This window comes from Bacillus sp. G402 (assembly GCF_051172515.1).
In the GTDB taxonomy this organism is placed as follows: Bacteria; Bacillota; Bacilli; order Bacillales; family Bacillaceae; genus Bacillus; species Bacillus altitudinis.
This window is the reverse complement of record NZ_JBPIZC010000004.1, coordinates 78,420-105,193: the sequence shown is the minus strand read 5'-3', so window position 1 is coordinate 105,193 and position 26,774 is coordinate 78,420. Positions and strand designations below refer to the sequence as shown.

Genomic DNA, 26,774 nt, shown 5'->3' with positions numbered 1-26,774 from the left:
ATAATTCAAAGCATTAATCAAATAAAGCGATAATATCAGCTAAATTTACCATTGGGTCTGGCGTTAACACCCCACGTTCAATGGCCGCAAGCATCCGATCTTCTTTATCCTTCAAACGATAATAAATGCGCTCATCAATCGCATTGCGCTCCCCTTGCTGACCTTGCAGCATAAGGAAGTAATACTGTGTGTATGCATCTTTCTTTAACCCAAGACGGTGAATCCGATCGCGTGATTGAAGGAGATGCGTAAGGTTAAAAGAATACTCTAAATAAATTGCATCGTGACACGTATGATGTAAAGAAACCGACTCACCTAATGTATGAGGATTCGTAATTAAAATGTCGATTTCCTTCTTTAGAAACTGCTCAATGATCGCATCGCGTTCTTGCTGGCTCGTACTACCATAAATTACTTTTGCACAAATGCCTAATTGGCGTAGTTCACTTTCAAGCGATAACATTGTATCAACAAATATACACCAAATGATCGTTTGCTTTTGCTCCTGATACAGTGAGCGTATTAAGTCGATGGCCTTGAAATATTTAGACGTTTTCGGCACGCTTTGAATTAAGTCAATTTCTTGCTCTGTAAATTCAATTTTCTCCGGATCAACGGCGTGCCAAGGATTCATGTTGTTGCCTGCATCATCTCCGTACATTTCAATATAATCAATGCTGTTCAGCAAAAGAGAGGGGTTTACAGAGGCTTGGATCAAGCGAATGTACAGATGGAAAACGGAATGTCCGTATTTTCGATACAATAAGTTCAGCAGTTGCTGCTCTTGATCAGTAGCAAGCACATAATATAATTCGTTTTCATTTGCTGGCGGTACCTGTAGCTCAGCTTTCGTTGTTCGCCAGAAGAATGGATATAATAAATCATTGATGCGCTCCATCGTGACTGCATTCGGATTTTTCAGTTGATCCTTCCGGAAATTAAAATATAATTCGTATTCCTCATCGTATAAAATTTTCAATAAGTTATAAATGTCTTCATACGTGTTGGGAATTGGTGTACCCGTTAACGCATATTTAAATTTTGCACGCTTTGATACGTCCATCACCGATTGCGCACGAGCACTTTGGATGCCTTTAATTTTATGAACTTCATCTAAAATAAGCATCGTTCTGTCATCGATGACACGGTTCAGCACGTCCTGGTATTTAGCAACAGCCTCATAATTGACTAAAATGACATTGCATTTCCCCGCTTCAGCCATAAACTCGGTCGGTGAATACTTATAACGCTGCACATCTAATACGCGCAACTCCTTGTTCATCCCAAAATTCTCCGAAAACTCCTGCTTCCATGCCAAAAATGAATTTTTTGGCCCAAACATGACAATTTTATCAACTTGATCAATTTCAGGGGCTGTTAAATAAGAAAAAACAAGATAAGCCATCGTTGTTTTCCCAGCCCCTGGCACTGAAAAGTTCGACGCCCGCTGCATTTCATACATATAAAAGGCACTCCAAATCTGCACATCTCTCGGCGGACGCGCAAATGCCTGGGCTGCGATAGCTTTAAAGGCCTCAAAGCGCTCGGCAATGACGAGAGCCACATTTCTTTGATAATATTTAATCGCCTTCCCATAATCCGCACGCTCTTTAATATAGTACGCCTTTTGCGAAATAAATTGCTGAAGCGCTTCCGTTACGACTACCTCAAATTTTTTACGTTCAGCAAATTTCTTTATGTGTTTAATAATGTCCTGCATATGTAAATGTGTTAAATTTTTCTCAAAGTGTGGGAAACCGCCATCTAAATAGGCAAACAATTTTGATCGAAAGATTGATTCCGTTCCTTTGATCTTATACGAGGTTACATTATTGTGTACGATTAATTGCTCATTTACATATTCTAAAATAAGCGCATTTGGTGTTAATAACGTTGCATTCAAAATTAGCTTCCCCTTATCATATTTAATCAGTTGCTGTTTAATGACCTCATCGACGTCTTTAACAAAGACAAAGCCGTTTTTGGAGCCGCCCTGCCATAGCTGAGCGAAGCGTTCGATTGCTCGAAATGGTCGTTGCAAATCGAATGAGGTGCTTTTCCACGATGCCGTTACATCAAACGCCTCATAATTTTTCGCAATGGCGGCGGCCGTTTCATTGTTGGAACCGTTAAAATAAATGAGATTACCATTGGCATCCTCGCAAATGCCATACTTACTATGGAAAATACCGCTATGCGTAAAGCCCACTTTAATATCGATTACCCCTTGTGCAATCAAATGCGTAAAGTTGCTGACATTGCGCTGTTCTTCCAAACTAAGCGCAAGGTAATCGTGGTGCGCAAGCTCAGGTGTTAGCTTTTTCTTTAACACATAGCCCACCTTTAGCATTTCGTAATCGTCATAGCTAATTTCATGAGAAATAATAAAGCGCATTTTTCCGTTATTGCGAATTAAGCCTTCGATGCCCTTGCTGTAGGCAGCTAATGCTTTAAAGCTAAAGTAGGCACTCACCCGATCGTACTTAACTGTCTTTTCTAGCACGGGAATATAAAACGCGTTCGCTATATCATCTTCGTCTGAAAAATAGGAAGGCTGTAATGTGAGCGTTTTATACACGTAGCGCCTCTTCTATTTTTTCCATTTCCGTCTTGAGCTTATTGTACAACGTTAGGAAATTTTGTTCGGTTTCATCATCCATATGTTTTAACTGGACGTAATCTAGTTGATCGAAGCTTTTCAGCACTTTGTTCATAATCGTAACGGGCTTTGTTTGTGCGTCGTTTAATTGACCGTTTTCAATATAGTCTTCCCCTTTTACGACGATCTCTTGCTGCGTACCCTCAATGTTTTTACTTACTTCTTGGAGTGTATTTAGATCAAGCTGATCATAGTCATGAAGCGTATCGTAAATATCATCAACGAAGTCTTCCATTTCTTCTAAATATTCATCCTTTTTATCGGTGCCGATAATGTGCTTCCCGATATCTCGAATATAACGAGACAGGTCATCACTCCTTCTTTGCTTCTGTTGAGTATTCGTTTTCAACATCCGGCCTGAAAGTGCGGTCATAAATAAGGTGTCCCGAATGCGTAGGTATTCTTGTACTTCGCTTTTATTGTCTCTCTTAACATCTAAAATTGTAATAACATCGATGCCCTTTAACTGGCGTTCAATGATGTTTAAAATGTCCTGGAAGATCGTATCGAATTCCCAATCACGTGCAATGTAATACTGCTTTTCTGCATTAATATATTGTAAAAATTGGTTCATTAATACAGAACGTTTAACCATTTTCTTAACATCGCCTACAGGCTTGTTCACATATTGGATGTACTCGTCAATCGTAAAGAGCTTGTTTTCAATAATGTCCTGATAAATGTCAACTAAGTTATCAATCGGATTGTATTCAACTGGCTTTTCTTTCCCGTGCTGAAGCTGTAGTTCGAGCTTTTTAATATCTTTATCGTCAATACCCTCGGATTGATCTAATAAAATCGCCTTAAAGTAAATGTCCGTTTTACCCTCTGCTTGCAATTTACGAAGCGCCGTAAAACGGCGATTGCCATCAATAATACGGCCATCGTTTAGCACAACGCCTGGCTCAAGCTGACCGACTAATTGAATATTTTTTTTCGTTTTGTCTAAAGCGTTCGGATTAGAAGCATAAATGAACTGTTCTAATACTTGGTTGTACGCCTCTAGATCGTCTTTTTGTAATTCATTGCCGCTTGATAGATATTGGCTAATGTACGTTGAAATACGGCCATTTTTTTCGTTATAATGGCAATACTCTAGAGGAATAACCATAACTTTATATATTTTTTCTTTATTTTTTATGAAAAGTGGACGGGTTTCTTCTGTTTCCATAATTGATTTACCAATAAGTTGCTTTAAATCCTCCATGTTTTACCCCTCTTTACTATAAATAGCTACATAAAATGCTTCCTTGCTTGGGTACACCTTATTCATCTCTTTCGAATAATGTATTGTTGAATTTTGCATGACGTAAATAAGCTTCTCTTTTTTTATTTCTACGCCGAATTCATTTTTTATCCTATATTGTAGGAAGTCGAAGTCTAGCGGCTCATCGTGCTGAGTGAGCAGCCATGAGATAAAGTCCTTCAGTGTAAATTCTTGCGCCTGCTCCTTTGCAAAAATCGTACATTTTCTTGTATATAATGTGCGAAGTTTCGGATGCGTCCAAATAATGCGTTCGTAAAAAATCTCGTCGAATCCATAGTCTTCTACTTCATGCTCAAATCCTTTGTTTTTCAAATAGTGATACGTGAAATAAGGGACTTGTGCAAATTCAAAAGCTGCATTCCGATAAGCTACTAATGCGTCCTTAGTAACTCTCGCATCCTGTAATTTTTTATTTGTCAAATACACATCATGCGCGATTTTGACGACGTCTAAATTTTTCTCTAAATTATATAAGGCTGATAAGAAATGGTTCGTTTTAAAATGTGGTGTTCGATTATTTTTAAACAGTCCATCTTTTAAAATGAGCTGCGTAAAATATTGATCGACAGAAACATACGTATGATGGAGGATGAACAGGCCCCTTAAGTTGTAGTTGAGCTTCATTAACGCTTGATTGTTGACAAATTTTTCTTTGAAATTCTTGATGTGTTCGGATCCAAGAACAATAAATTCATGAACAGTATAAATTGCATTTTTCAGCAGCGAGCGGACTAACTCATACTCTTCTTCACTCACATCCGCATAATCAACCTTAATTTTATTGTTATCAATAAAAGCTAAGTAATCATTGTATAGTAAACTATATAAAGAATCTTGACGTAAGCCATAATGCTCTTCCACATACACTAAAAATTCCTCTACCTCTATTGGTGCCAATTCATAGAATAAGTTTTTCAAAAACTCATCCTTCTTCGTTTGTACAGTAAATTCTGGCATTCTCGTAAATGTAACACCCTCGACCTCAATGCATTTTTTATACAAATTGTGCAACTCATACTCCGAATCAATATTTAACTCGTCCATCAAAGCTTCATTCTCTCTAAATAATTTCGACATATTATATACTCCGGGGTCTAAAACTAAGAGCTCCTTTAACTGATGAATCGTTTCTTGCTCAATTTTCGTCGTGTCATAAAAACGGAAGCCGTTGCTTTTCGTACGTAAGATTTTCGGGGAACGATCGGGCATCCCATACACGTTCTTCACCGTAAATAAAAGCGATCGATTTAACTGATGTTCCGCTATGAACGTATTTGCTACCTCAATAAATTCCTCGTTGCTCACTGCGGTTTGACCGAGATGGAACATTAGATGCTCAAAAAAGTTCAATTTATTAGTGTATGGCATCACTTGTTGTTCGAAGTTAATGTAGCAATCAAAGTGTGCTAAAATGAGCTTTTGCTGCGCCTCCGTTAATGTGAGCTCCCCTAATGTCTCTAATAAACCCTTATTACCTCGTTTTAATTTAACGTTTAACAACTGATATACTTCTGGGCTTTCGGCATATACAGCTGAAAATATTTCTTGACTCCAGTTATATGCTTCAAATACGTCCTTATAATAAATGAGCTCCTCAAGCTCCGGCAATCGATTGAGAACCTTCGTCTCCATTTGTTGAATCCGCTGACGTGACACTTCTAAGCTGTCGCCAATTTCCTTGAAAGTATCTCCATTCATACGGCGAAGTAAAATATCTTTTTCGTTAAAATCACTTGCTAAAAATTCTTTTATAGTTTTATATTTTTTAGCGAACCCGAGATGCGGTGTATTAGTCAAGTAGTTTTCAGCCTTTTTTTTATCTAAAAATTGTTCAATACACTGCTCATCTATAGCTTCTTTTGGTAGCTGAAGGAGCTCACTTAAAACGTCACATAACACGTCAACATCCACGTATTGACGCGGCGCTAACTGCTCAAAGTACTGGCATAAGTAAAAGTTGTACATATTAACAGTAACATCCAGTCGAAATAATGTTTCACACGCCTCATACGCTTTCTTAATACGTTCAAAGCTGGCTTTTTTGTTCTTTCGACCAATGCAATCAAAAAACATATCGTATGTCATCGATGAAAGCTGCTGGTACGTAATATCATGATCCACAAGCAATTGAATATTGACTGGTGATAAACCGGCAGCGCCTAACTTATACACCGATTGCTCATACCCGGCCTCACTGAATGCAGGCAGCGTATTCATTACTTTTTGAATTAATGCCTTCTTTGTCTTTTGCATTTGGGTCACCTTGTTCGAAGATACTAAGAAATCGTTGACCACGAACTCCTCTGCCACAAGTTTTTCAATATTGTTTTTCGAAACACCAAACTCTAGTAGACAGTAAAGTGTGTGCGGATTAAATAAATAATGAAAATGACTCAATTGCTGAAACATTTATAGTTCTCCTCGCTACACATTTAAATGTTTTCTCATATCGTTTTTTGACCCTGCATTTTCAATCTATTACCATTATTAAATTATTTTTGAAAATTTTCTCTATCTTTACCACTAAGAATATTTTACACTAGTTGCCTCAGTTCGTCATTAAAACATTTATCGCAGTGGGTGGTCATGGTCGTGTTAAGGTAGTACATTGTTATATGGATCTAGAAGTTCCATTCTCACTTACAAAATATCTTCACATAATTACATGTAAAAGTACTAGTAATGTAATTATGTTCTTTCTTTTACGCAAATAGATTTTATCCCCAGTATAAAAATGAAAAGCTGGTGACCAATTGGCACCAGCACTCTACAATCATTTCGAAATAAAATTTACCGATTAATTACTTTTTAGACTACGAATATTTTTACTATCATATTGTTTCTCAGGGCCAAGTCTTTACTTCTACTTTAGCAACAAGGGATATTACCTAACATCATTGTTTCTTCTTTATTACTAAGGATATCCGAAGGCACTTAAGTGGAATTATATTAGATTATGTCCAAAGAAATGCTAGAAATAAATGATTTTCAAAAACGAACTCTTAGACTCTTATCTTTCAATAGTACTTATCGTTGCGCACCTGCTATCTAGATGTTTAATTAACGAAATTTCTACAGTAACTATACTAAAGGTAAACAGGTTCGCTCATTTTCTGATATTTGGTTGACTTAAAACTTAACTAAGATAAGGCACCTTGTCTTAAACACAACTTGATGAGTTGAAAATTTCATAAAAAAGATAACCGCACGACTAAAGATATGCGCATAAGAAAAACACTATAAGACCACCCAAATTACATGTAGCTATGCTTTTTTCCTAATGGTCTTTCGATACAGTAGTTAAGTTCACTGTATTCTTATGTCTTATCGGTAGTTGTTTTTTTCGTTTCTCCAGAACACTCATTTCTATTATAGGAGTATGAATTCACTATATATTCCACTAATAAACCCTCTACTAGAAGTAAAATCCATGAAAAAGAGCACAAAATTCTCTAAATTAGGTTTCACGGCTTAAATCCAGAAAGCTAATAGAGTTCATAGTTCACATCAGATAAGGATAGCGAATACAGCTAATTAATGCACACCAGATAAAGATGGCTCAATATGGCTAATATCTTTTAACGGGAGAAACTAAAATAGAAAAGAAAAAAACAGACTCACTAACTATTGAAAGAGTTTTTAGCGATAGTTCAATGTCATTCGAGTTAAAAGCAGTGTTGCTAAAGAAGAAGCAGTTAAACTATCACGGAGAATAAAACTAGGTTTACAGGGGAGTGCCAAAAAAGGGAGACATAAAGCCTCTATCCCTCCTTACGTATACAAAGTGAACCCCTATACTCGAAAACTAGAGCCTAATGAGGTAACTTCTCCTGTAACCAAAAAGATATTTCGTCTTTAATTTCTATGAAGGTTGGGGAATGTTCAAAATTACTAATGAATTAATGGAAAGGAGAGTACCAACTCCTAGAACAGCAGCAGGAGCAATTAATTCAAGCAAATAATGGCTCAAAAACACAATTAAAGGTATCCTTAATAATCCTGCTTATACTGGAAGATTAGTCCATCATAGAGAGGAAACAACGAAATTTTTTAGTGCCTCCGAACTTTATAAGATGAGAAAAAAGTACTTCAAAGGCTCATAAACAAGATAGAGGTATTCGAGGGCGAAAAGAGTAGATACACTATAACCTTTCCCCCTCTCTTTCCTCTTAATTAAGTTCAGCTTAATCTACTGTACCTTTTAAAACAAGTTTCACTGTCACCTCAACATGACTCGTATGCGGAAACATATCCACAGGCTGCACTTCCTCCGTCACATACCCACCATCTTCAAGAATACGCAAATCACGAGCTAGCGTCCCAGGATTACAGGACACATACACAACACGGTTTGGTTTCATCTTTAAAATCGTATCAAGCAGTGCTTCATCACAGCCTTTTCTTGGCGGATCAACAACTAACGTATCTGCTTTGATGCCTTCTTGGTACCAGTTTGGGATAACAGTTTCTGCTTCGCCGACTGCGAATTCAACATTGTTGATTCCGTTTAAGTCAGCGTTGCGTCTTGCATCTTCAATCGCTTCTGGCACAATTTCCACGCCATATACTCTGCCTGCTTTTTGTGCGAGAAATAAGGAAATTGTACCGATTCCGCAATACGCATCGATCACGGTTTCTTCTCCTTGCAGCTCGGCATATTCAAGGGCTTTATCATAAAGAACCTTTGTTTGAGCTGGATTCACTTGATAAAACGAGCGGGCTGAAATGGCAAATTTGATGTCGCCAATCGTGTCATAAATGTATTCTTCGCCCCATAAAACGGTCGTTTCGTCTCCGAAAATGACATTTGTCTTCTTAGAATTCACGTTTTGCACAATTGACCGAACGTGTGGGAAGCGTGCTATAATCTGCTCAATCACCTGTTGCTTTTGCTGAAAATCAGCCGTTCTTGTGACAAACACAACCATCATTTCACCTGTTGCAATACCGTAGCGAACCATGACATGACGCAGCCAGCCTTTATGACGTTCTTCGTTATATGCTTTGATACCGAACTCTTGGCATATTTCTTTGACAGCTTGAACGACTTCATCGTTTTCTGATTGCTGTATCAAGCATTTTTTCCATATCAATAATTTCATGGGTACGCTGCTGATAAAATCCTGCAACAAGTCCGCCTTCCCGTTCGCCAACTGGTACTTGTGCTTTGTTTCTGTAATTCCAAGGGTCTTCCATGCCGAGTACAGGATGAACTTTTACACGGCTCATATCAAGCTTACCGATCCGCTCTAAAACGTCCTTTACTTGTTTCTGTTTAAAAAGCAGCTGGCCTTCATAGCTCATGTGCTGAATTTGACAGCCTCCGCACTGCTTATAGATAGGACATGGCGCATCTTGCCTGTGCTGACTTTCCTTTGTCAGCTCCATGAGTCGTCCAAAAGCAAATCCTTTTTTGACACGTGTGACTTTGATTTTTCCTTGTTCCTCAGGGAGGGCATTCGGTACAAAGACAGGGAACCCTTCGATTTTCGCTACACCTGCACCTTCGTGCGTTAAGTCTTCGAAGGTTACATTGTAGTATTCATTCTTTTCAACAGGCGGTTTCATTTTCACCAATTTTATCACCTCATTTGCAAAGAAAAACTTGGTCGCCATAAGGAACCAAGTTCAGTCTTCACCCTATTTTTTCAGCTGTTGCTTTTGGCACAATAAATTCAATATGACGATACAGGTTTTCAAATTCACCTGGCAGCATGCCGCCGTATTCACCATCTAAATTCAATTGCATTTTATCTTTTACATCTACCTTCACGCGATTCGCTTTTGCGTAGATGACATTGTTATCATGAATATGCTCGCCTCTGAGTGCAAGGCTGACCACTCGAATGGCTTCTGCTAGATTGACCTTCTTTAGAATGATCAGGTCAAACATCCCATCATCTAGAATGGAATCTGGTGCAAGCTTCTCAAAGCCGCCTACTGAGTTTGTTAGTGAAACAAGAAACAGCATGATTTCTCCATGAAACAATTTGCCGTCATATTCAATTTCGACTTCTGTCGGGCGAATGGAAGGAAGCATCTCCATACCTTTCAAATAATACGCAAGTTGTCCTAGCATGGTTTTCAGCTTACTAGGCACTTCATAGGTCAGCTCTGTTAATCGGCCGCCTCCCGCAATATTAATGAAATACTGTCCATTCACTTTACCAATATCAAGCGGCTTTGCTACACCATCAATGATGGCATCTGTCGCTTTTAAAATATCTTCTCTTGGAATGCCAAGTGCTCTTGCGAAGTCATTGGTCGTTCCAACTGGAATGATTCCTAATTTTGGTCTTTTTTCAAGCGGTGCTAATCCATTGACGACTTCATTAATCGTGCCGTCTCCACCAGCTGCTACAATTAAATCAAAATCTCTCTGTGCGGCTTTTTCGGCTGCTTGTGTTGCATCTCCTGCACATGTCGTCGCATGACAAGATGTTTCATAGCCAGCCTGTTCAAATTTTTGCAAAACCTGCGGTAAATTCTTCTTAAAGAGTTCACGTCCAGATGTCGGATTGTATATAATTCGAGCACGTTTCATTCATCATCATCCTATTATCATTATGCAATCTATTTTCACCACTAACAACCTTTAATTATACTATGAGATTTGAAAATGGCAACAGAACAACCCCCTAATATTTGAAATCTCACGGTACGTTTCCCTCAGCAGATCAGCATTCTGATAAGATAAAAGAAAACGATGAAAAGGATGGTATGCCATGAAAAAGCCTGTCTATTTCAATCATGACGGCGGTGTTGATGATCTCGTGTCCTTATTTCTACTTCTTCAAATGGAACACCTGAAAGTGATCGGGACGTCTGTAATTCCTGCTGATTGTTATTTAGAGCCTGCGATGAGCGCTTCTCAGAAAATTATTGATCGATTTAGCCCATATGAGATTGAAGTAGCCGCTTCCAATTCTAGAGGTGTGAATCCATTTCCAAAGGAATGGCGTATGCATGCTTTTTATGTAGATGCCCTGCCGATTTTAAATGAAAAAGGCACTGTTGATACAAAAGTATCTAAGCTTCCTGCACATCTTCACCTGATTGAAACGGTGAAAAAGTCAACCGAACCTGTTACGCTGCTCTTTACAGGACCGCTCACAGACCTTGCACGCGCCTTAGAAGAAGATCCTTCCATCTCAAATAAAATTGAGAAACTGGTGTGGATGGGCGGCACATTCCTTGAAAAAGGCAATGTCGAAGAACCCGAGCATGATGGAACAGCAGAATGGAATGCTTTTTGGGACCCTTATGCTGTGAGCACCGTATTTCAAGAGCGTTTTCCAATTGAAATGGTCGCACTGGAAAGCACGAATCAAGTCCCGCTCACACTCGATGTCCGTCAACGCTGGGCTTCCCTTCGCTCTCACATCGGGATTGACTTTATTGGACAATGTTATGCCTTTTGTCCGCCTCTCATTCATCACGAAACGAACTCGACTTACTACTTATGGGATGTGCTGACCACGATCACTCTTGCATCCACCTCATTTATCCGTTCAAAAGAAATGAATGCAATTGTTTATACCGAATCGCCAAGACAAGGACGTACCGAAGAACATCCAGATGGAAAATCGATTCAAGTCATTGACCACGTTGATCGAGATGCCTTTTTCGAGGCCTTTGAAGAGCTTATGAGAAAAGCGGTTTGTCAGATTTCATCATAAAAAAGCCCCGCTTATTAGCGGGGCTCAAATTGTTGACACAGGGCTAAAATGAACTTGATTTTAGCCCTGTGTCTTCTTTTCAGCGTGATAGAAAACCTTTGCATTCTAGGAAGGACGAGTACCGGCGCGGAACGAATTTGACATTCGTGAGCACCGGCACGCAGGACTGACAAAGAATGCGAGGGTTTGTCTACACGCTGAAGCCCCGCTCATAAGCGGGGCTTCCTCTTACTCTTCTTCAGCGTACTTTTTCTTACGTCTAAACTTGCTTAAGATTTCATACACGATTGGCACGATGACCAATGTGAGAAGTGTAGAACTTGTTAAACCGCCAATAACGGTGACGCCAAGTCCTTTTGATACGATCTGACTTCCGCCTTCAAAACCTAATGCGAGTGGCAGCAATGCACCAATTGTCGCAAGTGCCGTCATTAAGATTGGGCGTAATCTTGTTGTACCTGCTTCAAGTAAGGCTTCTCTTGTTGAAAGTCCTTCTTTTTCTTTATGAATCACTCGGTCAATTAAGACAATGGCATTTGTTACAACGATTCCGATCAGCATCAGCAATCCAATCATGGCATTTAAGCTGATGGTTTCTTTCGCTACAAACAATCCAACGAGTGCCCCAATAATCGTAAATGGAAGTGAGAACAGAATCGCAAATGGTGCAAGACCTCCGCCAAATGTAATGACGAGAACGAGGTATACAATCGCAATCGCTGCAAGCATTGCGAGTCCTAGCTGTGTAAAGGATTCCTCAATATCCGCACTTACACCACCTGTATCAATCGTAACGCCAGATTTTAAATCAAGCTTGTCAACTTTCTTCTGGACATCTTGTGTCACACTTGATACGTCGTCTGTTGTCATGTCACCAGATACTTCAGCGTAAATCTTCCCATCACGCTTTGTCACAGTGTTTGCTGTTGTGCCATCTTTCACTTTCACCACATCGCCAATTCGGACTTGTTGTCCTGTTGGTGTTGTGATCTTTTTATTCTCTAGATCTTTTTTACTCTTGTATTCATCTTTTTCCGTTTGAAGCTTCACATCTAGTTCTTTGCCGTCCTCTGTTACTTTCGTCAACGTTGTTTCATTACTTTGAGGAGCGATCGCCTGTGCGATTTGTGAAGCGGTTAAGCCTAGTTTCGCCAGTTTTTCTTGATCTGCATTAAACGTATATTCGTCATATTTCTCAGATAAGCTTGTGCTGACGTTTTTCAAGTTCTTTTCATCTTTTAAAATGTTCTCGACATCTTTGACTGTGCCTTCAATATCACTTGCTTTATCACCGTACACATAGTACGTCACTGTATTACTTGCGCCAGCAGATGAGAAGTCTTGTGATTTCCATTCCCCTTTAGACGTTTTGTCTTGAAGGGCTTTAACCATACGATCTTTTTCTTTATCAAAGTTCGGTGTGTCCTCGTCGTATTGTACGAAGAATAATGCACCGTTAGAGTTTCCGCCAACACTTGCTGTCATTGCATTTGAAGAGCCTAATGAATATTGAACCGTATTGACATGATCACGTTTCATTAAGTAATCTTCTGCCTTTTTCGTTTCAGCAATGGCTTGTTCTCTCGTTTGTCCAGGCTCTGGCGTGTATGTCACCATTGCCGTTTTTTCTGCTTCCTGTGGTAAGAAGCTGACACCGACAAGTGGTGCGAGGAATAAGCTTCCGATCAGCATCAAAATCGCAATTCCTGACGTGATCCATTTATGGTTCAATGTCCAATTGAGTACACGTCTATAACCACCAGCAAGTTTGCTCGGTTTGTGTTCTTTTACCTTTTTCGCTTTGCCGTACAGGTTCTTTTTAAATAGGCTGTGAGCCATCATTGGAACGATTGTAATGGCAACAAGTAGTGAAGCCATTAGAGCAAACACAATGGTTAATGCAAATGGGATGAATAGTTCACCAATCATTCCACCCACTAGCGCTAATGGCAAGAATACCGCAATTGTGACAATCGTCGAAGACATAATCGGAATAAACATTTCTTTTGTGGCTTCTCTAACGAGTGCTTTGCCTTTTAACGGTTCATCTTTTAACGCCATTCGTCGATAGATGTTTTCTATGACAACAATCGAGTCATCGACAACACGCCCAATGGCGACTGTCATGGCACCAAGTGTCATGATATTTAATGTGATATCGAGCTGATTTAATAATAAAACAGCAATCAACAGGGATAACGGAATGGAGATGACCGAAATTAATGTTGATTTGATATCTCGAAGGAACAACATGATGATAATGATCGCAAAGATTGCTCCGATGATCGCCTTGTTCAGCATTGTGCTGACAGATTCTTTAATCGGCTCTGCTTGATCATATGTCGTGCTGACTTTGATTCCTTTATTGTCTTTTTTGAATGTATCAAGTTCTTTTGTGACTGCTTCTGCTACACTCACTGTGTTGGCATCAGAGCCTTTGACAATTTGCAAACCGATACTGTCTTTTCCGTTCGTTCTAGAAATTGATTCTGCATCTTTCACGACTTTAATATCTGCTATCTCAGAAAGTTTGATCGTCGGCAGTTCTACAGATTGACCGCTTGCTGCACCAGTTTGTTGCTGAGCTGCTGCTGCTTGCTGCTGACTTGCACTTCCAGCCTGCTGATCGGTACCTTGAGCACCTGCATTTCCTGAGCCGCTAGCAGATGCACCAGCTCCTGCGCTTGCACTTGGTGTAACAGGAATTCGCATGTTTTTCAAATCTTTAACACTTAAAATATTGCCATCCACTACGACTGATTTTTGCTTGTTGCCAAATGTGTATAACCCTAAAGGTACATTGACATCAGAGCCTTTGATCATGTTTTGGACAGTTTCTTCATCTAAACCATATTCCTTCAATTTCTTTTGTTTAAAAGAAAATTCTACTTCTTTGATTTGTTGTCCAGAAGCTTCGACAGACGAGACACCCTCTAAGCTTTGAAGAGAAGGAATAAGGTCATTTTCCACTTTTTGTGTCAGGTCTTGTAATGATTCTTTATCACCGGAGACACTTAGAGCTAAGATTGGAATCGCATTGATGCTAAAACGTGTGATTTTTGGTTTTTCTGCATTTTCTGGAAAATTGATATTGCTAATGGCATCTTCAATTTCCTTCTTTGCTTCATCCATATCTTTATTGTAATCGTACTCGATTTGAATCGATGAGGCATTTTCAAAAGAATTAGAAGTGACCACATTCACCCCATTGAGATTTTGTATCGACTTCTCAATTGGGTCTGTCACCTTATCTGATACTTCGTCCGGCGTTGCGCCAGGATACGTTGTAGAAACCGTAATGACTGGAGTGTTGATATTCGGGATTGATTCTTGTTTCATATTCAATCCGGCATATAGACCAGCAACTGTTACGATAATCGTCATGAGCCATACAGCGAACTTGTTCTTTAATACAAAATTGATGATCGAATTCATTATGTCCTCCATTTTCCTTTATGTATTGACTGACTGGTCATTCTATATCATAATAAACGGTGATATACAATGCCGTCAACCATTTCACTTGCGTTTGACGTAACATTCTAAAGCTGAAGGGGCCTTATTTCATGAACGAAAAAAAAGAAAAAATCATTAAAGCAAGCATTCAGTTGTTTGCGAAAAAAGGTTTTTCTTCTACGACCATTCAGGAAATTGCAGATGAATGTGGAATTTCTAAAGGTGCATTTTATTTGCATTTCAAATCAAAAGAACAGCTTTTCAACAGAGCGTTTGAATATTATATCGACACGTCTATGCAAAGTATTGAAAAGATTCGAAAAGAAAATCAACATCTTGCGCCTAGAGATATCTTTCAGAAACAAATCGCTGAACAGTTCCAGCACTTTGCTGAGAATAAGGATTTTATCATTTTGATCCTTAGCGAGAACATTATTCCGGAAAACCAGCAAATTAAAAAGTATTCCAAAACGGTTAAAAAGCAGATGAATGATGAAATCCAAATTTCTATTTTGACCACGTATGGACAGGAGATCGAACCATACATAACTGACCTGTCAGTCATGATTCAAGGAATCATCCAATCTTATGTGCAGGTACTGCTTTTACAAGATCAGATGCAATTATCATGTGATGAGCTCTCATCCTTTATTCTCGACCGATTTGATGATTTGGTGCATGGGCTTCTCCATTCTCATGCGAAGCCGATTCTAAAGCAAAACATTTGGGATGATGAAGCGCCAAATGCCGCTACTCTTCAAGAAGAGCTTCGATTGTTAAAATCTGAGCATCTGCTTTCGGATGATACCCTTGTATCCATTGAAGTTATTGAAGAAGAATTGGCCAAAAATGAGCCTCGCAAGCCGGTCATTCAAGGGATGCTGACAAATTTAGAAACGTGTGAGGACTCCGCTGTCCAAAGAGCTGTGGAACAATTGAAGCTATTCCTCCAATGACAATACGTGGCGATGTTCACTTTAGTTCACCTTTATCCCCTTCGAATATGTGCTAAAGCTTATGCTTCATTATAAAAAAAGAACCATTGAATTGATATACGGCGGTGGTCTGAATCTGTGATAAGACCCTGTCATATCCATCAACAAAAAAACCGCCTCAATGAAGAGGCGGTTTTTGCGATTTATCGTTTTTTAATTTCTTCAAGAAGAATCTTGTTGACCATCGGTGGGTTTGCTTGTCCCTTCGATGCTTTCATGATTTGTCCGACTAAGAAACCAATTGCGCGGTCTTTTCCATTTTTGAAGTCTTCAATGGATTGCGGGTTGTTATCAAGAGCTTCTGTGACAAGTTTGAGCAGTGCACCTTCGTCAGAAATTTGGACAAGTCCTTTTTCTTTGACGATTGTTTCTGCGTCGCCCCCATTTTCGATAAGCTCTTTGAATACCTTTTTGGCAATTTTAGAAGAAATCGTTCCTTTTTCGATAAGCTTGATCATACCAGCCAGTCCTTGCGGCGTTAGCTTCGTATCTTCCAGCTCTTTTTGGGCCGAGTTTAAGTACGCAGATACTTCACCCATGAGCCAGTTTGATGCTTGCTTCGCTTCTGCACCTTCTGAAATGGTCGCTTCAAAGAAATCAGACATTTCTTTTGTCAGCGTCAGTACCATTGCGTCATATGCAGGAAGTCCTAGTTCATCAATGTAGCGTTTGCGGCGCTCGTCTGGAAGCTCTGGAATGGATGCTCTTACACGTTCTTTCCACTCGTCATCAATATACAGCTCCACCAAATCTGGTTCTGGGAAGTAACGGTAATCATCAGAACCTTCTTTGACACGCATGAGGATCGTCTTTTTAGACGCCTCGTCATAGCGGCGAGTTTCTTGTTCGATCAAGCCGCCAGAAAGCAATACTTGCTCTTGACGTTTTTCTTCAAACTCAAGACCTTTTTGGACGAAAGCAAATGAGTTTAAGTTCTTCAGCTCTGTTTTTGTTCCAAACTCTTCACGACCGATTGGACGAAGAGAAATGTTGGCATCACAACGTAGTGAGCCTTCTTCCATCTTACAGTCAGAAACGCCTGTATATTGAATAATGGATTTTAATTTTTCTAAGTAAGCATACGCTTCTTCTGGCGTACGAATGTCAGGCTCAGATACGATTTCAACAAGTGGTGTACCTTGACGGTTGAAATCGACGAGTGAATAACCGTCGCCTGTGTGCGTCAGTTTTCCTGCATCCTCTTCCAAATGAAGACGTGTAATACCAATTCGTTTTGTCTTGCCGTCTACTTCAATTTCAATCCAGCCGTTTTCACCGATCGGTTTATCAAATTGAGAAATTTGATACGCTTTTGGGTTATCAGGATAGAAATAGTTTTTACGGTCAAATTTTGTATCAGTTGCAATCTCACAGTTCAGTGCCATTGCTGCTTTCATCGCAAAGTTCACCGCTTCTTTGTTCAGCACAGGCAGTACGCCTGGATAACCAAGATCGATGACACTTGTTTGCGTATTGGCAGCCGCACCAAAAGGCGTCGGTGAGCTTGAGAAAATTTTTGATTGTGTTTTGAGCTCTACGTGGACTTCAAGTCCAATTACCGTTTCAAAGTTCATTCTGATTCACCCCTTACAGTTCAGGTTTTGCTTTATGATGATCTGTTGCTTGTTCGAAAGCGTGAGCCACGCGGTAAACGGTTCCTTCATCAAAGTGTTTACCGATGATTTGCAGTCCTAACGGAAGACCATTTGCAAATCCACAAGGCACACTGATTCCTGGAACGCCTGCAAGGTTAACAGGGATCGTTAAAATATCGTTTGCATACATTGTGAGTGGATCGCTTGTCTTTTCACCAATGTTAAATGCCGGAGTTGGTGTTGTTGGTCCTACAATGACATCATACTTTTCAAAAACATCTTCAAAGTCTTTTTTGATCAGCGTACGGACTTTTTGTGCCTTTTTATAGTATGCATCGTAATATCCTGAGCTTAGAGCGAATGTGCCAAGCATGATGCGGCGTTTGACTTCGTCTCCAAAGCCTTCAGAACGGGTATTTTTATATAAATCAATCAGGTTGTCTGCATTGTCTGTACGGTAGCCATAGCGAATACCGTCAAAACGAGCAAGGTTTGCAGATGCTTCTGAAGATGAAAGCAAGTAGTAAGTCGCAAGCGCATATTTAGAATGCGGAAGAGACACTTCTTCCCATGTGGCACCAAGCCCTTCTAATACTTTCAACGCTTGAAGAACAGACTCTTTTGCTTCTTCGCCAACACCTTCGCCAAGATATTCTTTTGGCACAGCGATTTTCAAGCCTTTGATGTCGCCAGTTAATGAAGAAAGAAAATCTGGGACATCGACATTTGCACTCGTTGCGTCCATTTGATCAACACCAGAAATCGCTTGAAGAACATATGCGTTGTCCTCAACATTACGCGTAATCGGCCCAATTTGATCTAATGATGAAGCAAATGCGATTAAACCGTATCTAGATACACGGCCATACGTTGGTTTAAGACCAACAACACCACAGAATGATGCCGGCTGGCGAATGGAGCCGCCTGTATCCGATCCAAGAGAGAATGGTACTTCTCCAGCTGCAACAGATGCTGCTGATCCACCACTTGACCCACCTGGAACTGTGTTTAAATTCCACGGGTTCTTCGTTGCTTTGAAGCCTGAGTTCTCCGTAGAAGATCCCATCGCAAATTCGTCCATGTTTAACTTACCGATTGTGACAGCTTCCGCTTCTCTTAAGCGGTTCACAACGGTTGCATCGTAAATAGGATCGAAGTTTTGCAAGATTTTACTTGATGCCGTTGTACGTAAATCTTTCGTCACGATGTTATCTTTGACACCGATCGGCATACCGAACAATAGACCAAGCTCGTCCTTTTCACCAACGGCCTCGTCCAATTCTTTTGCGTACGCACGTGCTTTCTCTTCGTCCAGCGCTAGGAATGCTTGTACTTTCCCGTCTACTTCATGGATTCGTTTATAAGACTCGTCCACTAAATCAGAAACAGACAGTTCCTTTTTATGTAAAAGCTCTTTTAATTCAGAAATTTTGTGGTCAAACAGTGACATGCCTCAGGCCTCCTTTAGTCCAAAATTGATGGCACACGAATATAGCCGTCTTTATGATCAGGCGCGTTTTTAATGACTGCCTCAATGGAAAGACCTTTATTCGGAACATCTTCTCTCATGACGTTTTTCATTTTTAATACGTGTGTTGTTGGTTCAACGTTTTCCGTATCTACCTCGTTTAACTGCTCTGCAAATGAAATGATGCTATCAAGCTGTTCTGTAAACATCTCAGCTTCTTCTTCTGTAATCGCAAGCCGTGCCAAATGCGCAACATGCTTTACTTCTTCTATTGAAATTCTTGACATGCAGGTTCACCTCCAAAAATGATACGTGTTCGTGGTCATGATCATAAGTCATATACACTTTATCATATCAAATTTTACTGTTCTAAAGCAACTTTACGAGGACGCCCAGAAAGGCTTTGTCCACTATTGTCTAAAATATTCATCAAGCTGACTTTTATTTTTCAGAAAATTTTTTCTTTTATTTAATTGAGTAAACGCTTACATATAGGCGCTTATCACGCATACACGTATTTTTTTGTATGATGAGGATGTTTAAGAAGGTTGATCACTTGGGAATACTCTGATAGGTTAAGTAACCATAGCAGTGAGCAGACAGTTCAATAGGCTGTTCTTTGTATATTTTGATTGAGGTGATGTCAAATTAATACGAAAAAGGTGATATGGAAACATGAGTATTGAGATTGTAATTTCTCTATCTATTTATTTTATTGGAATGCTTGCCATTGGCTGGTATGCATTCAGAAAAACAAACGACTTGAATGATTATATGTTAGGCGGACGCGGGTTAGGTCCTTATGTAACGGCTCTATCTGCTGGTGCAGCTGATATGAGTGGGTGGATGCTGATGGGGCTTCCAGGCGCTATGTATACAACCGGTCTTTCATCTGGATGGCTTGCTGTTGGTTTAATTAGTGGTGCTTACTTAAACTATCTATTCCTAGCGCCACGATTGAGATCGTATACAGAAGTTGCTGATGATGCGATTACCATTCCAGACTTTTTTGACAAACGGTTTAAAGACTCATCTACTTTATTGAAAGCTGTCTCAGCTGTCATCATTATGATTTTCTTTACGCTTTACACCTCATCAGGTATGGTATCAGGCGGACGCTTATTTGAATCAGCGTTTGGTGCTCATTATATGTTTGGTTTAATCTTAACTTCTAGTATCGTGATTTTGTACACACTATTCGGCGGCTTTTTGGCAGTTAGTTTAACTGATTTTGTTCAAGGAGCTATTATGTTTTTAGCATTAGTGCTCGTGCCGATCGTTGCCTTTACTCAATTAGGTGGACCTGTTGCCACATTCAATGATATTCAACAGATTGACCCTAAATTGCTTGATATTTTTAGAGGAACGAGCGTCATTGGCATTATTTCCTTCCTCGCTTGGGGACTCGGTTACTTTGGACAGCCGCACATTATTGTTCGCTTTATGGCGATTACGACTGTAAAAGATTTAAAGCCAGCACGTCGTATCGGTATGAGCTGGATGATTGTGTCTGTCATTGGTTCACTATCTGTCGGTTTAGTCGGCGTAGCGTATGTTCATGAAACAAGCACCACTTTGGCAGACCCAGAAACCATCTTTATTGTGTTTTCTAAAGTGTTATTCCATCCATATATTACTGGATTTTTACTTTCTGCCATTTTAGCTGCGATTATGAGTTCAATTTCTTCTCAGCTGCTTGTCACTGCAAGTGCGATGACAGAGGATTTATACCGTACGTTCTTTAGAAGAAAAGCCTCTGACAAAGAACTTGTGATGATTGGACGTATCTCTGTACTAGTCGTAGCGATTGTTGCCATTGGTCTCTCTCTAAACCCAAGTGATACCATTCTTGACCTTGTCGGTTATGCTTGGGCTGGGTTTGGATCTTCATTCGGTCCCGTCATCTTGTTATGTCTATACTGGAAACGAATGAATCATCATGGCGCTTTAGCCGGAATGATTGTTGGGGCTGTTGTCGTTCTCGTTTGGATTTCAACAGGCTTAAACAACACGACTGGATTGTATGAAATGGTTCCTGGATTTATTTTAAGTGGTTTGACTGCTATTATTGTCAGCCTCTTAACAAATAAACCGTCTAAAGCTTCTAAAAAGCTGTTTAGCAAAATGGAAGACCATCTCGAAGAAGAAACAAAATAACCAAAAATGAGGAGTCATCTGCATTATGCGGATGACTCTCTTTATTTTTCAATAAAATGCTTTTCTTTCTCCCGTTTCTGAATAAAATAGAAGTTGTGCAGCCATATGGGCTGTGAGAAGATCATATACATGATGTGAAACGTACATGAAGTGAAAGGAGCGATACGCATGTTTTGGACAATTGAATGGGATACGGTCTTAAAATTAGCCGTTGCCACCTTAATCGGTTTGATCATCGGTCTTGAACGCGAACTTAAGAAAAAGCCGCTTGGGCTGAAAACGTGTATTGTCATTGCTGTCAGCTCCTGCGTATTAACCATCATCAGCATTGATGCAGCCTACAATTTCCCTCGAGTCTCTAAGCTTCAAATGGACCCACTCAGGTTACCGGCGCAAATTATATCTGGTGTTGGTTTTATTGGAGCAGGTGTGATTCTTCGCAAAAGCAATGACGTCATCTCAGGTCTTACGACATCTGCGATGATTTGGGGAGCAGCAGGACTTGGGGTTGCAACAGGTGCAGGTTTTTATAAAGAAGCCTTCCTCAGTCTTTTCTTTATTCTTGTCAGTGTGGAATTTTTACCTTGGCTCTTCCAGCGGATTGGACCCATTCGCTTACAGGAAAAAGAAATCCGCATCAGAATGTCACTTTCTGATCGAAACCGCATGACAGAGATTTTAAAAGAAATGAAAGCACTCAATATTCGGATTCATTCTGTACGTATTGATGATTTAAAGGAAAAAGACTATCCGATCATGGAAGTACGTGTTCGCGTACATAAAGACCGCTATACAACCGATGTGTACTTTGATATTAAAGATTTAGAAGGCGTTGTTGGTGTGAAGTGTGATACGGTTTAGGATAAAAAGCCCCTTGCTATGTGAAACAGCAAGGGGCTTTTGATTTATGTTGTTAGCTGATGAAAGTCAAAAGGCGTAATTGGGGTTTTGTCCTCAATCTCCTTTCGAAAACGCGCCAGCATGGCACTTTCGTCAGCACTTAGTGTTCGGAGATCAAATGCTTGATGTAAAAGCCCATAAATCAGCATATGACGCAGCATAAGGAAATCTGGTATTGTCGCCAGCCATGCGTCATCAAGCTCATTCTCCTGTCGATAGCCTTTGAGAAAATGGCTCATAAATTCACCCGTAAATTCAGCTTTATCCTCATACGGAATCACCGGATACCAAAGAACGTTGTATAGCAAAATGCTCATATCGTTGATAAACCAGTGATACCCACAATCATCAAAATCAAATGCAATGATTTCTCCATGATGATAATGGAAGTTCCCGTGATGTAAATCCGCATGCACCAGTCCATAGACATCCTTGGATATTCGGAGCTGGTGAAGCTTTTGCATCAGTTCATCTTTTCTCTGCAACACAACCGTTTGATCAGAAGGAATATACGTTTCAAGCTTTAATTGCTCCTCCTCATACCACTCTTGACGCTTATAGCGAGGATCTTTCACTTGATATTGTTTAGTCGTTTGATGCATACGCCCTGTATAGGCTCCTAACGCTTGAAACAACTGTCCATTCCAATCTGCTTCGGTCACTTTTTTGCCGGGCGCCTTTTCGTACACTCTCAGCAAAAAAGCGCCTCCTGCTTGATCGGGAATCGCTTCAACATCTTTTCCTCTTGTGGATAAAACCGGTTTAGCTACTGAGATTCCATGTTGAGATAAATACCGAATCCAGTCCATTTCTCCTAAAATATATGTGCGAGAGCGGCGTATGGTATGGGTAATTTTCAATATATAACTCGACCCTTTTTCATCCGTATATTCATACACATAATTTTCTGCATCGGCTAGAAATGTGACCTGTTCTGGCTGAAAATGATAGAGTAGAGCCGCTTTCTTTAAGACCATTTGTTCATCGTATCGTGCTTTTACTTCTTTATGCATGCTGATTCTCCTTTTATCGTCTTTTTACTTATACATGACGGTAATCAGCATTTATACGAGCATCAACATACCTGCCTTTCCTTTTGATTTCCTCACATACTTTGACAAAAGTTGAAAGATTCCTCTAATTAGAAATAAAAAACCGCCAAAAGGCGGTTCTAAGATTGTTGACAAAGGGCTAAAATGAACTTTTTTAGCCTTTTGCCTTCTTTTCAGCGTGATAGAAAACCTTTGCAGCCCTAGAAAGGACGAGTACTGGTGCGGAGCGAATTTGTCATTCGTGAGCATCAGCACGCAGGACTGACACCGAATGCGAGGTTTGCCTACATGCTAAAAACCGCCAAAAGGCGGTTTTTATTTAGTCATATATATGGACAGTTGGTTCTTTGTCTTCAGCATTTTTTGTGATGAGGGCTTCTTGCTGATCAGAAGAAGTGATGTTGATTTCTATATTGGTGCTCTTATAGTAATCCATGACTTCACCTGTTAAGTATTGCGTGAATGCCACGACTTCTGTTTTTCCGTAGAATTGCATTGGAATTTCTACTTTCATTTTTTGCAAGTTCCCGTTTTTATAGAAACCTTTGCCTACCACACCTGTGTAATTCGGGAAGTAGTCTTCTACCTTTGTCTTGAAGCGGTCAAATCGCTCTGAATCATCTTTGTAGCTGCTCTTGGCATTATCTGAAGGGAAGAAGACATTCTCTTCTTTAATCGTATCCCAACTACCAATATCAGCTGATCCTGCTTTTACATCGGTTTTAGCGATGAAGTTTCCTGGAACAATAGATGATTTTGGTGCTTGTTTATAAAGGGCAATCATGACTGGGACTTTTTGCAGTCCGTCCATTTGACGAAGTCGTTTAATGACTTGTTCCGCAATTTTTTCGCCCTCTGCTAAAAGTTTCTTTGAATTTTTCGATGAATCGATGGTCACCTCTTGCTGAGGATCCCCGATATTTTCGCGATAATAATAGACAGAGTTAAGCGCAAGACCGATGACAACCCCGCCAAGCTGTAAGCTATTTTTATCTTTTCTGATTAAGTAATTATGTTCTAGCATGGAAGCTAAGTAGATTGGACTATTTTCATTTTTTGACTTTGTTGAACCTGAGTTTGGAAGAGCAGGGTTTAAGCCTAAGTTCTTAAAGTCTTTGTCTTCTTTTTCAGCTTTTTTCAGATCACTGCCTGTTTTTTTACGGGCAAGCCAGCTGAGAACAGTATCTTCATCTAAATGCTGTCCTTCTTGGAACAGATAGTCGTTTGTATTGAATGATTCTGTTGCCAGGCGCATGAGTCCTGTTTCAAATTCATCAATGTCTAAGCGTGTATTGAGACGCTCTGCTGTTAGTCCTCTTGCCGCTCCTTGTTTAAACGGCAGCACCATTTTGTAATAGGAATCAGAGATGTTGTACATTGGGATGATCGCTGTTTCTTTCGTTTCATCCGTTTTTTGTGTGACCTCTTCCTCATCCTTTCCCCCAAAAGGTGCACACGCTGACAATACCAGTGTGAGCATTGTCAGCAGCAATAGCAACTTTTTCAATAGAAAACACTCCTCTTATTTCTTTAGCTCCTCGAGCATTTTGGCTTCGTCCCAAATTTCAATATTGAGTTCTTCTGCCTTTGTCAGCTTACTTCCAGCTGCTTCGCCGGCAATCACTAAGTCTGTTTTTTTACTCACACTTCCTGCTAACTTGCCGCCTAATGCTTCGATCGCTGCCTTTGCATCATTTCGAGACATTTCTTCTAATTTCCCCGTCAGCACAATGGTTTTTCCTGCAAAGTAGGAATCACTTTCTTCTACTTTCACCGGTTTTGGCCCTGTGTAGGTCATATTGACACCAAGTTCTTTTAGTTCATTTAGCAGATCTAGTATTTCTTCTTTCTCAAAGTACGTGACGACTGCATCGGCCATTTTTTCACCAATTTCATCTACTTCAAGTAATTGTTCTTTCGTTGCTTGTTTTAACTGATCGATATCCTCAAAGTGCATGGCCAACGTCTTCGCTGCTTTAGAACCAATAAATCGAATACCAAGTCCAAATAATAACCGTTCAAGAGAGTTTTCTTTCGATTGCTCGATCGAACGCAGTAAGTTATCGACTGACTTTTCGCCCATTCGTTCTAGCTGAATCAACTCTTCTTTTGTTAAACGGTAAAGGTCTGATACACGAGAGACAAGCTGTTCTTTGAAAAGTTGTGTAATGACTCGCTCGCCTAGCCCATCAATATTCATCGCATTACGAGACACAAAGTGAATGAGTCCTTCACGTATTTGAGCGGGGCATTGTGGATTGATGCACCGAAGCGCAACTTCTCCTTCAATTCTGACCAGCTCACTTTGACACTCTGGACATTCAGTCGGCATGTGAAACGGCTTTTCTTCTCCTGTTCGCTGATCAACAAGGACCCCTGCAACCTCTGGGATAATATCACCCGCTTTTTTGACAATCACTTGATCAAAAAGGCGGATATCCTTCTCTTTGATCAAATCTTCATTATGAAGAGATGCACGTTGCACTGTCGTCCCTGCCACTTTTACAGGCTCAAGAATCGCTGTTGGGGTGATGACGCCAGTACGCCCCACACTTAGTTCAATATCAATCAGCTTCGTCACGACTTCTTCGGCCGGAAATTTGTACGCAACAGCCCAGCGTGGACTTTTTGCTGTGAAGCCTAGTTCTTCTTGCTGTGCCAATGAATTGACTTTAATGACAATGCCATCGATTTCGTATGAGAAATCAGCACGCTTTGTTTTCAGTGTTTCAATGAGGTCGATCACTTCTTCAATGGTTTGGCACATCCGTCTTTCTTTGTTCGTTTTAAAGCCAAGCTCATCGAGAAGATCAAGTCCTGCGCTTTGCGTATTAACACCAATTTCATCAAGCTCCGCTATACTGTAGACGAAGATATCAAGGTTTCGTTTCGCTGCAATTTTCGTATCGAGCTGACGAAGTGAGCCAGCAGCCGCATTACGCGGGTTCGCAAACGGCTCTTCTTCGTTTTGTAATCTTTTTTCGTTAAGGGCTTCAAAAGAAGGTTTTGGCATAAATGCCTCGCCTCTCACTTCAATCGACAGAGGCCGATTGATTTTGAGCGGGATGGAACGAATGGTTTTGAGGTTCTCGGTTATATCCTCACCTGTTGTCCCATCACCCCGCGTGGCACCCCGGACAAACACGCCATTTTCATAACGGAGAGAAACAGCGAGTCCGTCAATTTTCAGCTCGACATTGTAAGCGACGTCGTCACCGACTGCTTGACGAACCCGGCGGTCAAAATCAAGAAGGTCCTGTTCATGAAACGCATTGCCGAGACTGAGCATCGGTGTGCCGTGACGTACTTTTTGGAAGGCGTCTAAAACAGCACCGCCTACTCTTTGCGAGGGTGAATCCGCTGCTTTTAAATCAGGGTATTCTTCCTCCAGAGAGATCAGCTCACGCATCCGCGCATCATATTCAGCGTCAGGAACACTTGGACGATCCAGTGTGTGATATTCGTAGTTGTATTGATTCAAAATCTGGTGTAGTTCCTCGATCCGGCGTTTCGCTGCTTCTTTATCCATCTGCTTCTTCCTTTCAC

At 40.3% G+C, this 26,774-nt stretch carries 15 protein-coding genes and 2 pseudogenes; 5 read left to right on the top strand and 12 right to left on the bottom strand.

Annotation, left to right across the window (positions count from 1 at the left end; translation table 11 throughout):
- Positions 1 to 13: 13 nt before the first annotated feature.
- The 3 genes from ACSBQP_RS16230 to ACSBQP_RS16220 are packed head-to-tail and all read right to left on the bottom strand — an operon-like array spanning position 14 to position 6,335.
- On the bottom strand, positions 14 to 2,578 hold the full coding sequence (locus ACSBQP_RS16230) for an SNF2-related protein (RefSeq protein WP_217816576.1): 2,565 nt from the start codon (positions 2,576 to 2,578) through the stop codon (positions 14 to 16).
- Entirely contained in the window at positions 2,571 to 3,866 is a 1,296-nt protein-coding gene (locus ACSBQP_RS16225) for a hypothetical protein (protein ID WP_217816577.1), read from the bottom strand. The genes ACSBQP_RS16230 and ACSBQP_RS16225 overlap by 8 nt, the downstream gene beginning before the upstream one ends.
- A 3-nt stretch (positions 3,867 to 3,869) precedes the next feature.
- The gene (locus tag ACSBQP_RS16220) at positions 3,870 to 6,335 is read right to left on the bottom strand and encodes a sigma factor-like helix-turn-helix DNA-binding protein (protein WP_435028622.1); all 2,466 of its coding nucleotides are present in this window, start codon (positions 6,333 to 6,335) and stop codon (positions 3,870 to 3,872) included.
- Between the two features lie 1,565 nt (positions 6,336 to 7,900).
- On the opposite strand from ACSBQP_RS16220, the pseudogene ACSBQP_RS16215 reads away from it, so the two are divergent.
- Positions 7,901 to 8,029, top strand: a pseudogene (locus tag ACSBQP_RS16215) (recombinase family protein); the annotation flags it as partial.
- Positions 8,030 to 8,110: 81 nt separating this feature from the next.
- On the opposite strand, the pseudogene rlmD reads toward ACSBQP_RS16215, so the two are convergent.
- Together rlmD and ACSBQP_RS16205 are read right to left on the bottom strand one after the other, a co-directional pair.
- A pseudogene (gene rlmD, locus ACSBQP_RS16210) lies at positions 8,111 to 9,500 on the bottom strand (23S rRNA (uracil(1939)-C(5))-methyltransferase RlmD).
- 61 nt (positions 9,501 to 9,561) lie between these two features.
- On the bottom strand, positions 9,562 to 10,470 hold the full coding sequence (locus tag ACSBQP_RS16205) for a diacylglycerol kinase (protein ID WP_007496845.1): 909 nt from the start codon (positions 10,468 to 10,470) through the stop codon (positions 9,562 to 9,564).
- 181 nt (positions 10,471 to 10,651) lie between these two features.
- Between ACSBQP_RS16205 and ACSBQP_RS16200 the strand changes: the two genes are divergently transcribed.
- On the top strand, positions 10,652 to 11,605 hold the full coding sequence (locus ACSBQP_RS16200; protein ID WP_435028621.1) for a nucleoside hydrolase: 954 nt from the start codon (positions 10,652 to 10,654) through the stop codon (positions 11,603 to 11,605).
- A gap of 228 nt (positions 11,606 to 11,833) precedes the next feature.
- Here the strand turns inward: ACSBQP_RS16200 and ACSBQP_RS16195 are convergent, their stop codons facing one another.
- Positions 11,834 to 15,040, bottom strand: coding sequence for an efflux RND transporter permease subunit (locus ACSBQP_RS16195; RefSeq protein WP_217816581.1), 3,207 nt, complete (start codon positions 15,038 to 15,040; stop codon positions 11,834 to 11,836).
- Between the two features lie 131 nt (positions 15,041 to 15,171).
- On the opposite strand from ACSBQP_RS16195, the gene ACSBQP_RS16190 reads away from it, so the two are divergent.
- Positions 15,172 to 16,017 (top strand): TetR/AcrR family transcriptional regulator, encoded by an 846-nt coding sequence (locus tag ACSBQP_RS16190; RefSeq protein ID WP_035391424.1) that lies wholly within the window; start codon positions 15,172 to 15,174, stop codon positions 16,015 to 16,017.
- A 182-nt stretch (positions 16,018 to 16,199) separates the two neighbouring features.
- On the opposite strand, the gene gatB is transcribed toward ACSBQP_RS16190, so the two are convergent.
- The 3 genes from gatB to gatC are packed head-to-tail and all read right to left on the bottom strand — an operon-like array spanning position 16,200 to position 19,406.
- Positions 16,200 to 17,630, bottom strand: a complete 1,431-nt coding sequence (gene gatB, locus ACSBQP_RS16185) for an Asp-tRNA(Asn)/Glu-tRNA(Gln) amidotransferase subunit GatB (protein WP_007496855.1) — start codon at positions 17,628 to 17,630, stop codon at positions 16,200 to 16,202.
- 13 nt (positions 17,631 to 17,643) lie between these two features.
- The gene (gene gatA / locus ACSBQP_RS16180; RefSeq protein ID WP_007496857.1) at positions 17,644 to 19,101 is read right to left on the bottom strand and encodes an Asp-tRNA(Asn)/Glu-tRNA(Gln) amidotransferase subunit GatA; all 1,458 of its coding nucleotides are present in this window, start codon (positions 19,099 to 19,101) and stop codon (positions 17,644 to 17,646) included.
- Between the two features lie 14 nt (positions 19,102 to 19,115).
- Entirely contained in the window at positions 19,116 to 19,406 is a 291-nt protein-coding gene (gene gatC, locus ACSBQP_RS16175) for an Asp-tRNA(Asn)/Glu-tRNA(Gln) amidotransferase subunit GatC (RefSeq protein WP_003213898.1), read from the bottom strand.
- A 388-nt stretch (positions 19,407 to 19,794) separates the two neighbouring features.
- Between gatC and putP the strand changes: the two genes are divergently transcribed.
- Together putP and ACSBQP_RS16165 are read left to right on the top strand one after the other, a co-directional pair.
- Positions 19,795 to 21,276 (top strand): sodium/proline symporter PutP, encoded by a 1,482-nt coding sequence (gene putP / locus ACSBQP_RS16170; protein ID WP_039168534.1) that lies wholly within the window; start codon positions 19,795 to 19,797, stop codon positions 21,274 to 21,276.
- 168 nt (positions 21,277 to 21,444) lie between these two features.
- On the top strand, positions 21,445 to 22,137 hold the full coding sequence (locus tag ACSBQP_RS16165; RefSeq protein WP_008344247.1) for an MgtC/SapB family protein: 693 nt from the start codon (positions 21,445 to 21,447) through the stop codon (positions 22,135 to 22,137).
- A gap of 44 nt (positions 22,138 to 22,181) precedes the next feature.
- Here ACSBQP_RS16165 and ACSBQP_RS16160 read toward each other — a convergent pair whose 3' ends face one another.
- From ACSBQP_RS16160 to ligA, 3 genes are all read right to left on the bottom strand, one after another.
- Positions 22,182 to 23,189 (bottom strand): phosphotransferase enzyme family protein, encoded by a 1,008-nt coding sequence (locus tag ACSBQP_RS16160; protein ID WP_045034432.1) that lies wholly within the window; start codon positions 23,187 to 23,189, stop codon positions 22,182 to 22,184.
- A gap of 358 nt (positions 23,190 to 23,547) precedes the next feature.
- Positions 23,548 to 24,735: a CamS family sex pheromone protein gene (locus ACSBQP_RS16155; protein ID WP_008344253.1), complete on the bottom strand. Its 1,188-nt coding sequence runs from the start codon at positions 24,733 to 24,735 to the stop codon at positions 23,548 to 23,550.
- 15 nt (positions 24,736 to 24,750) lie between these two features.
- The gene (gene ligA / locus ACSBQP_RS16150; RefSeq protein ID WP_056705664.1) at positions 24,751 to 26,757 is read right to left on the bottom strand and encodes an NAD-dependent DNA ligase LigA; all 2,007 of its coding nucleotides are present in this window, start codon (positions 26,755 to 26,757) and stop codon (positions 24,751 to 24,753) included.
- Between the last annotated feature and the right edge of the window lie 17 nt (positions 26,758 to 26,774).

Excerpts from the sequence above, each read along its gene's own strand:
- ACSBQP_RS16225 (WP_217816577.1), bottom strand. The coding sequence starts at position 3,866 with ATGGAGGATTTAAAGCAACTTATTGGTAAATCAATTATGGAAACAGAA.
- ACSBQP_RS16220 (WP_435028622.1), bottom strand. The coding sequence starts at position 6,335 with ATGTTTCAGCAATTGAGTCATTTTCATTATTTATTTAATCCGCACACA.
- ACSBQP_RS16205 (WP_007496845.1), bottom strand. The coding sequence starts at position 10,470 with ATGAAACGTGCTCGAATTATATACAATCCGACATCTGGACGTGAACTC.
- ACSBQP_RS16200 (WP_435028621.1), top strand. The coding sequence starts at position 10,652 with ATGAAAAAGCCTGTCTATTTCAATCATGACGGCGGTGTTGATGATCTC.
- ACSBQP_RS16195 (WP_217816581.1), bottom strand. The coding sequence starts at position 15,040 with ATGAATTCGATCATCAATTTTGTATTAAAGAACAAGTTCGCTGTATGG.
- ACSBQP_RS16190 (WP_035391424.1), top strand. The coding sequence starts at position 15,172 with ATGAACGAAAAAAAAGAAAAAATCATTAAAGCAAGCATTCAGTTGTTT.
- gatB (WP_007496855.1), bottom strand. The coding sequence starts at position 17,630 with ATGAACTTTGAAACGGTAATTGGACTTGAAGTCCACGTAGAGCTCAAA.
- gatA (WP_007496857.1), bottom strand. The coding sequence starts at position 19,101 with ATGTCACTGTTTGACCACAAAATTTCTGAATTAAAAGAGCTTTTACAT.
- gatC (WP_003213898.1), bottom strand. The coding sequence starts at position 19,406 with ATGTCAAGAATTTCAATAGAAGAAGTAAAGCATGTTGCGCATTTGGCA.
- putP (WP_039168534.1), top strand. The coding sequence starts at position 19,795 with ATGAGTATTGAGATTGTAATTTCTCTATCTATTTATTTTATTGGAATG.
- ACSBQP_RS16165 (WP_008344247.1), top strand. The coding sequence starts at position 21,445 with ATGTTTTGGACAATTGAATGGGATACGGTCTTAAAATTAGCCGTTGCC.
- ACSBQP_RS16160 (WP_045034432.1), bottom strand. The coding sequence starts at position 23,189 with ATGCATAAAGAAGTAAAAGCACGATACGATGAACAAATGGTCTTAAAG.
- ligA (WP_056705664.1), bottom strand. The coding sequence starts at position 26,757 with ATGGATAAAGAAGCAGCGAAACGCCGGATCGAGGAACTACACCAGATT.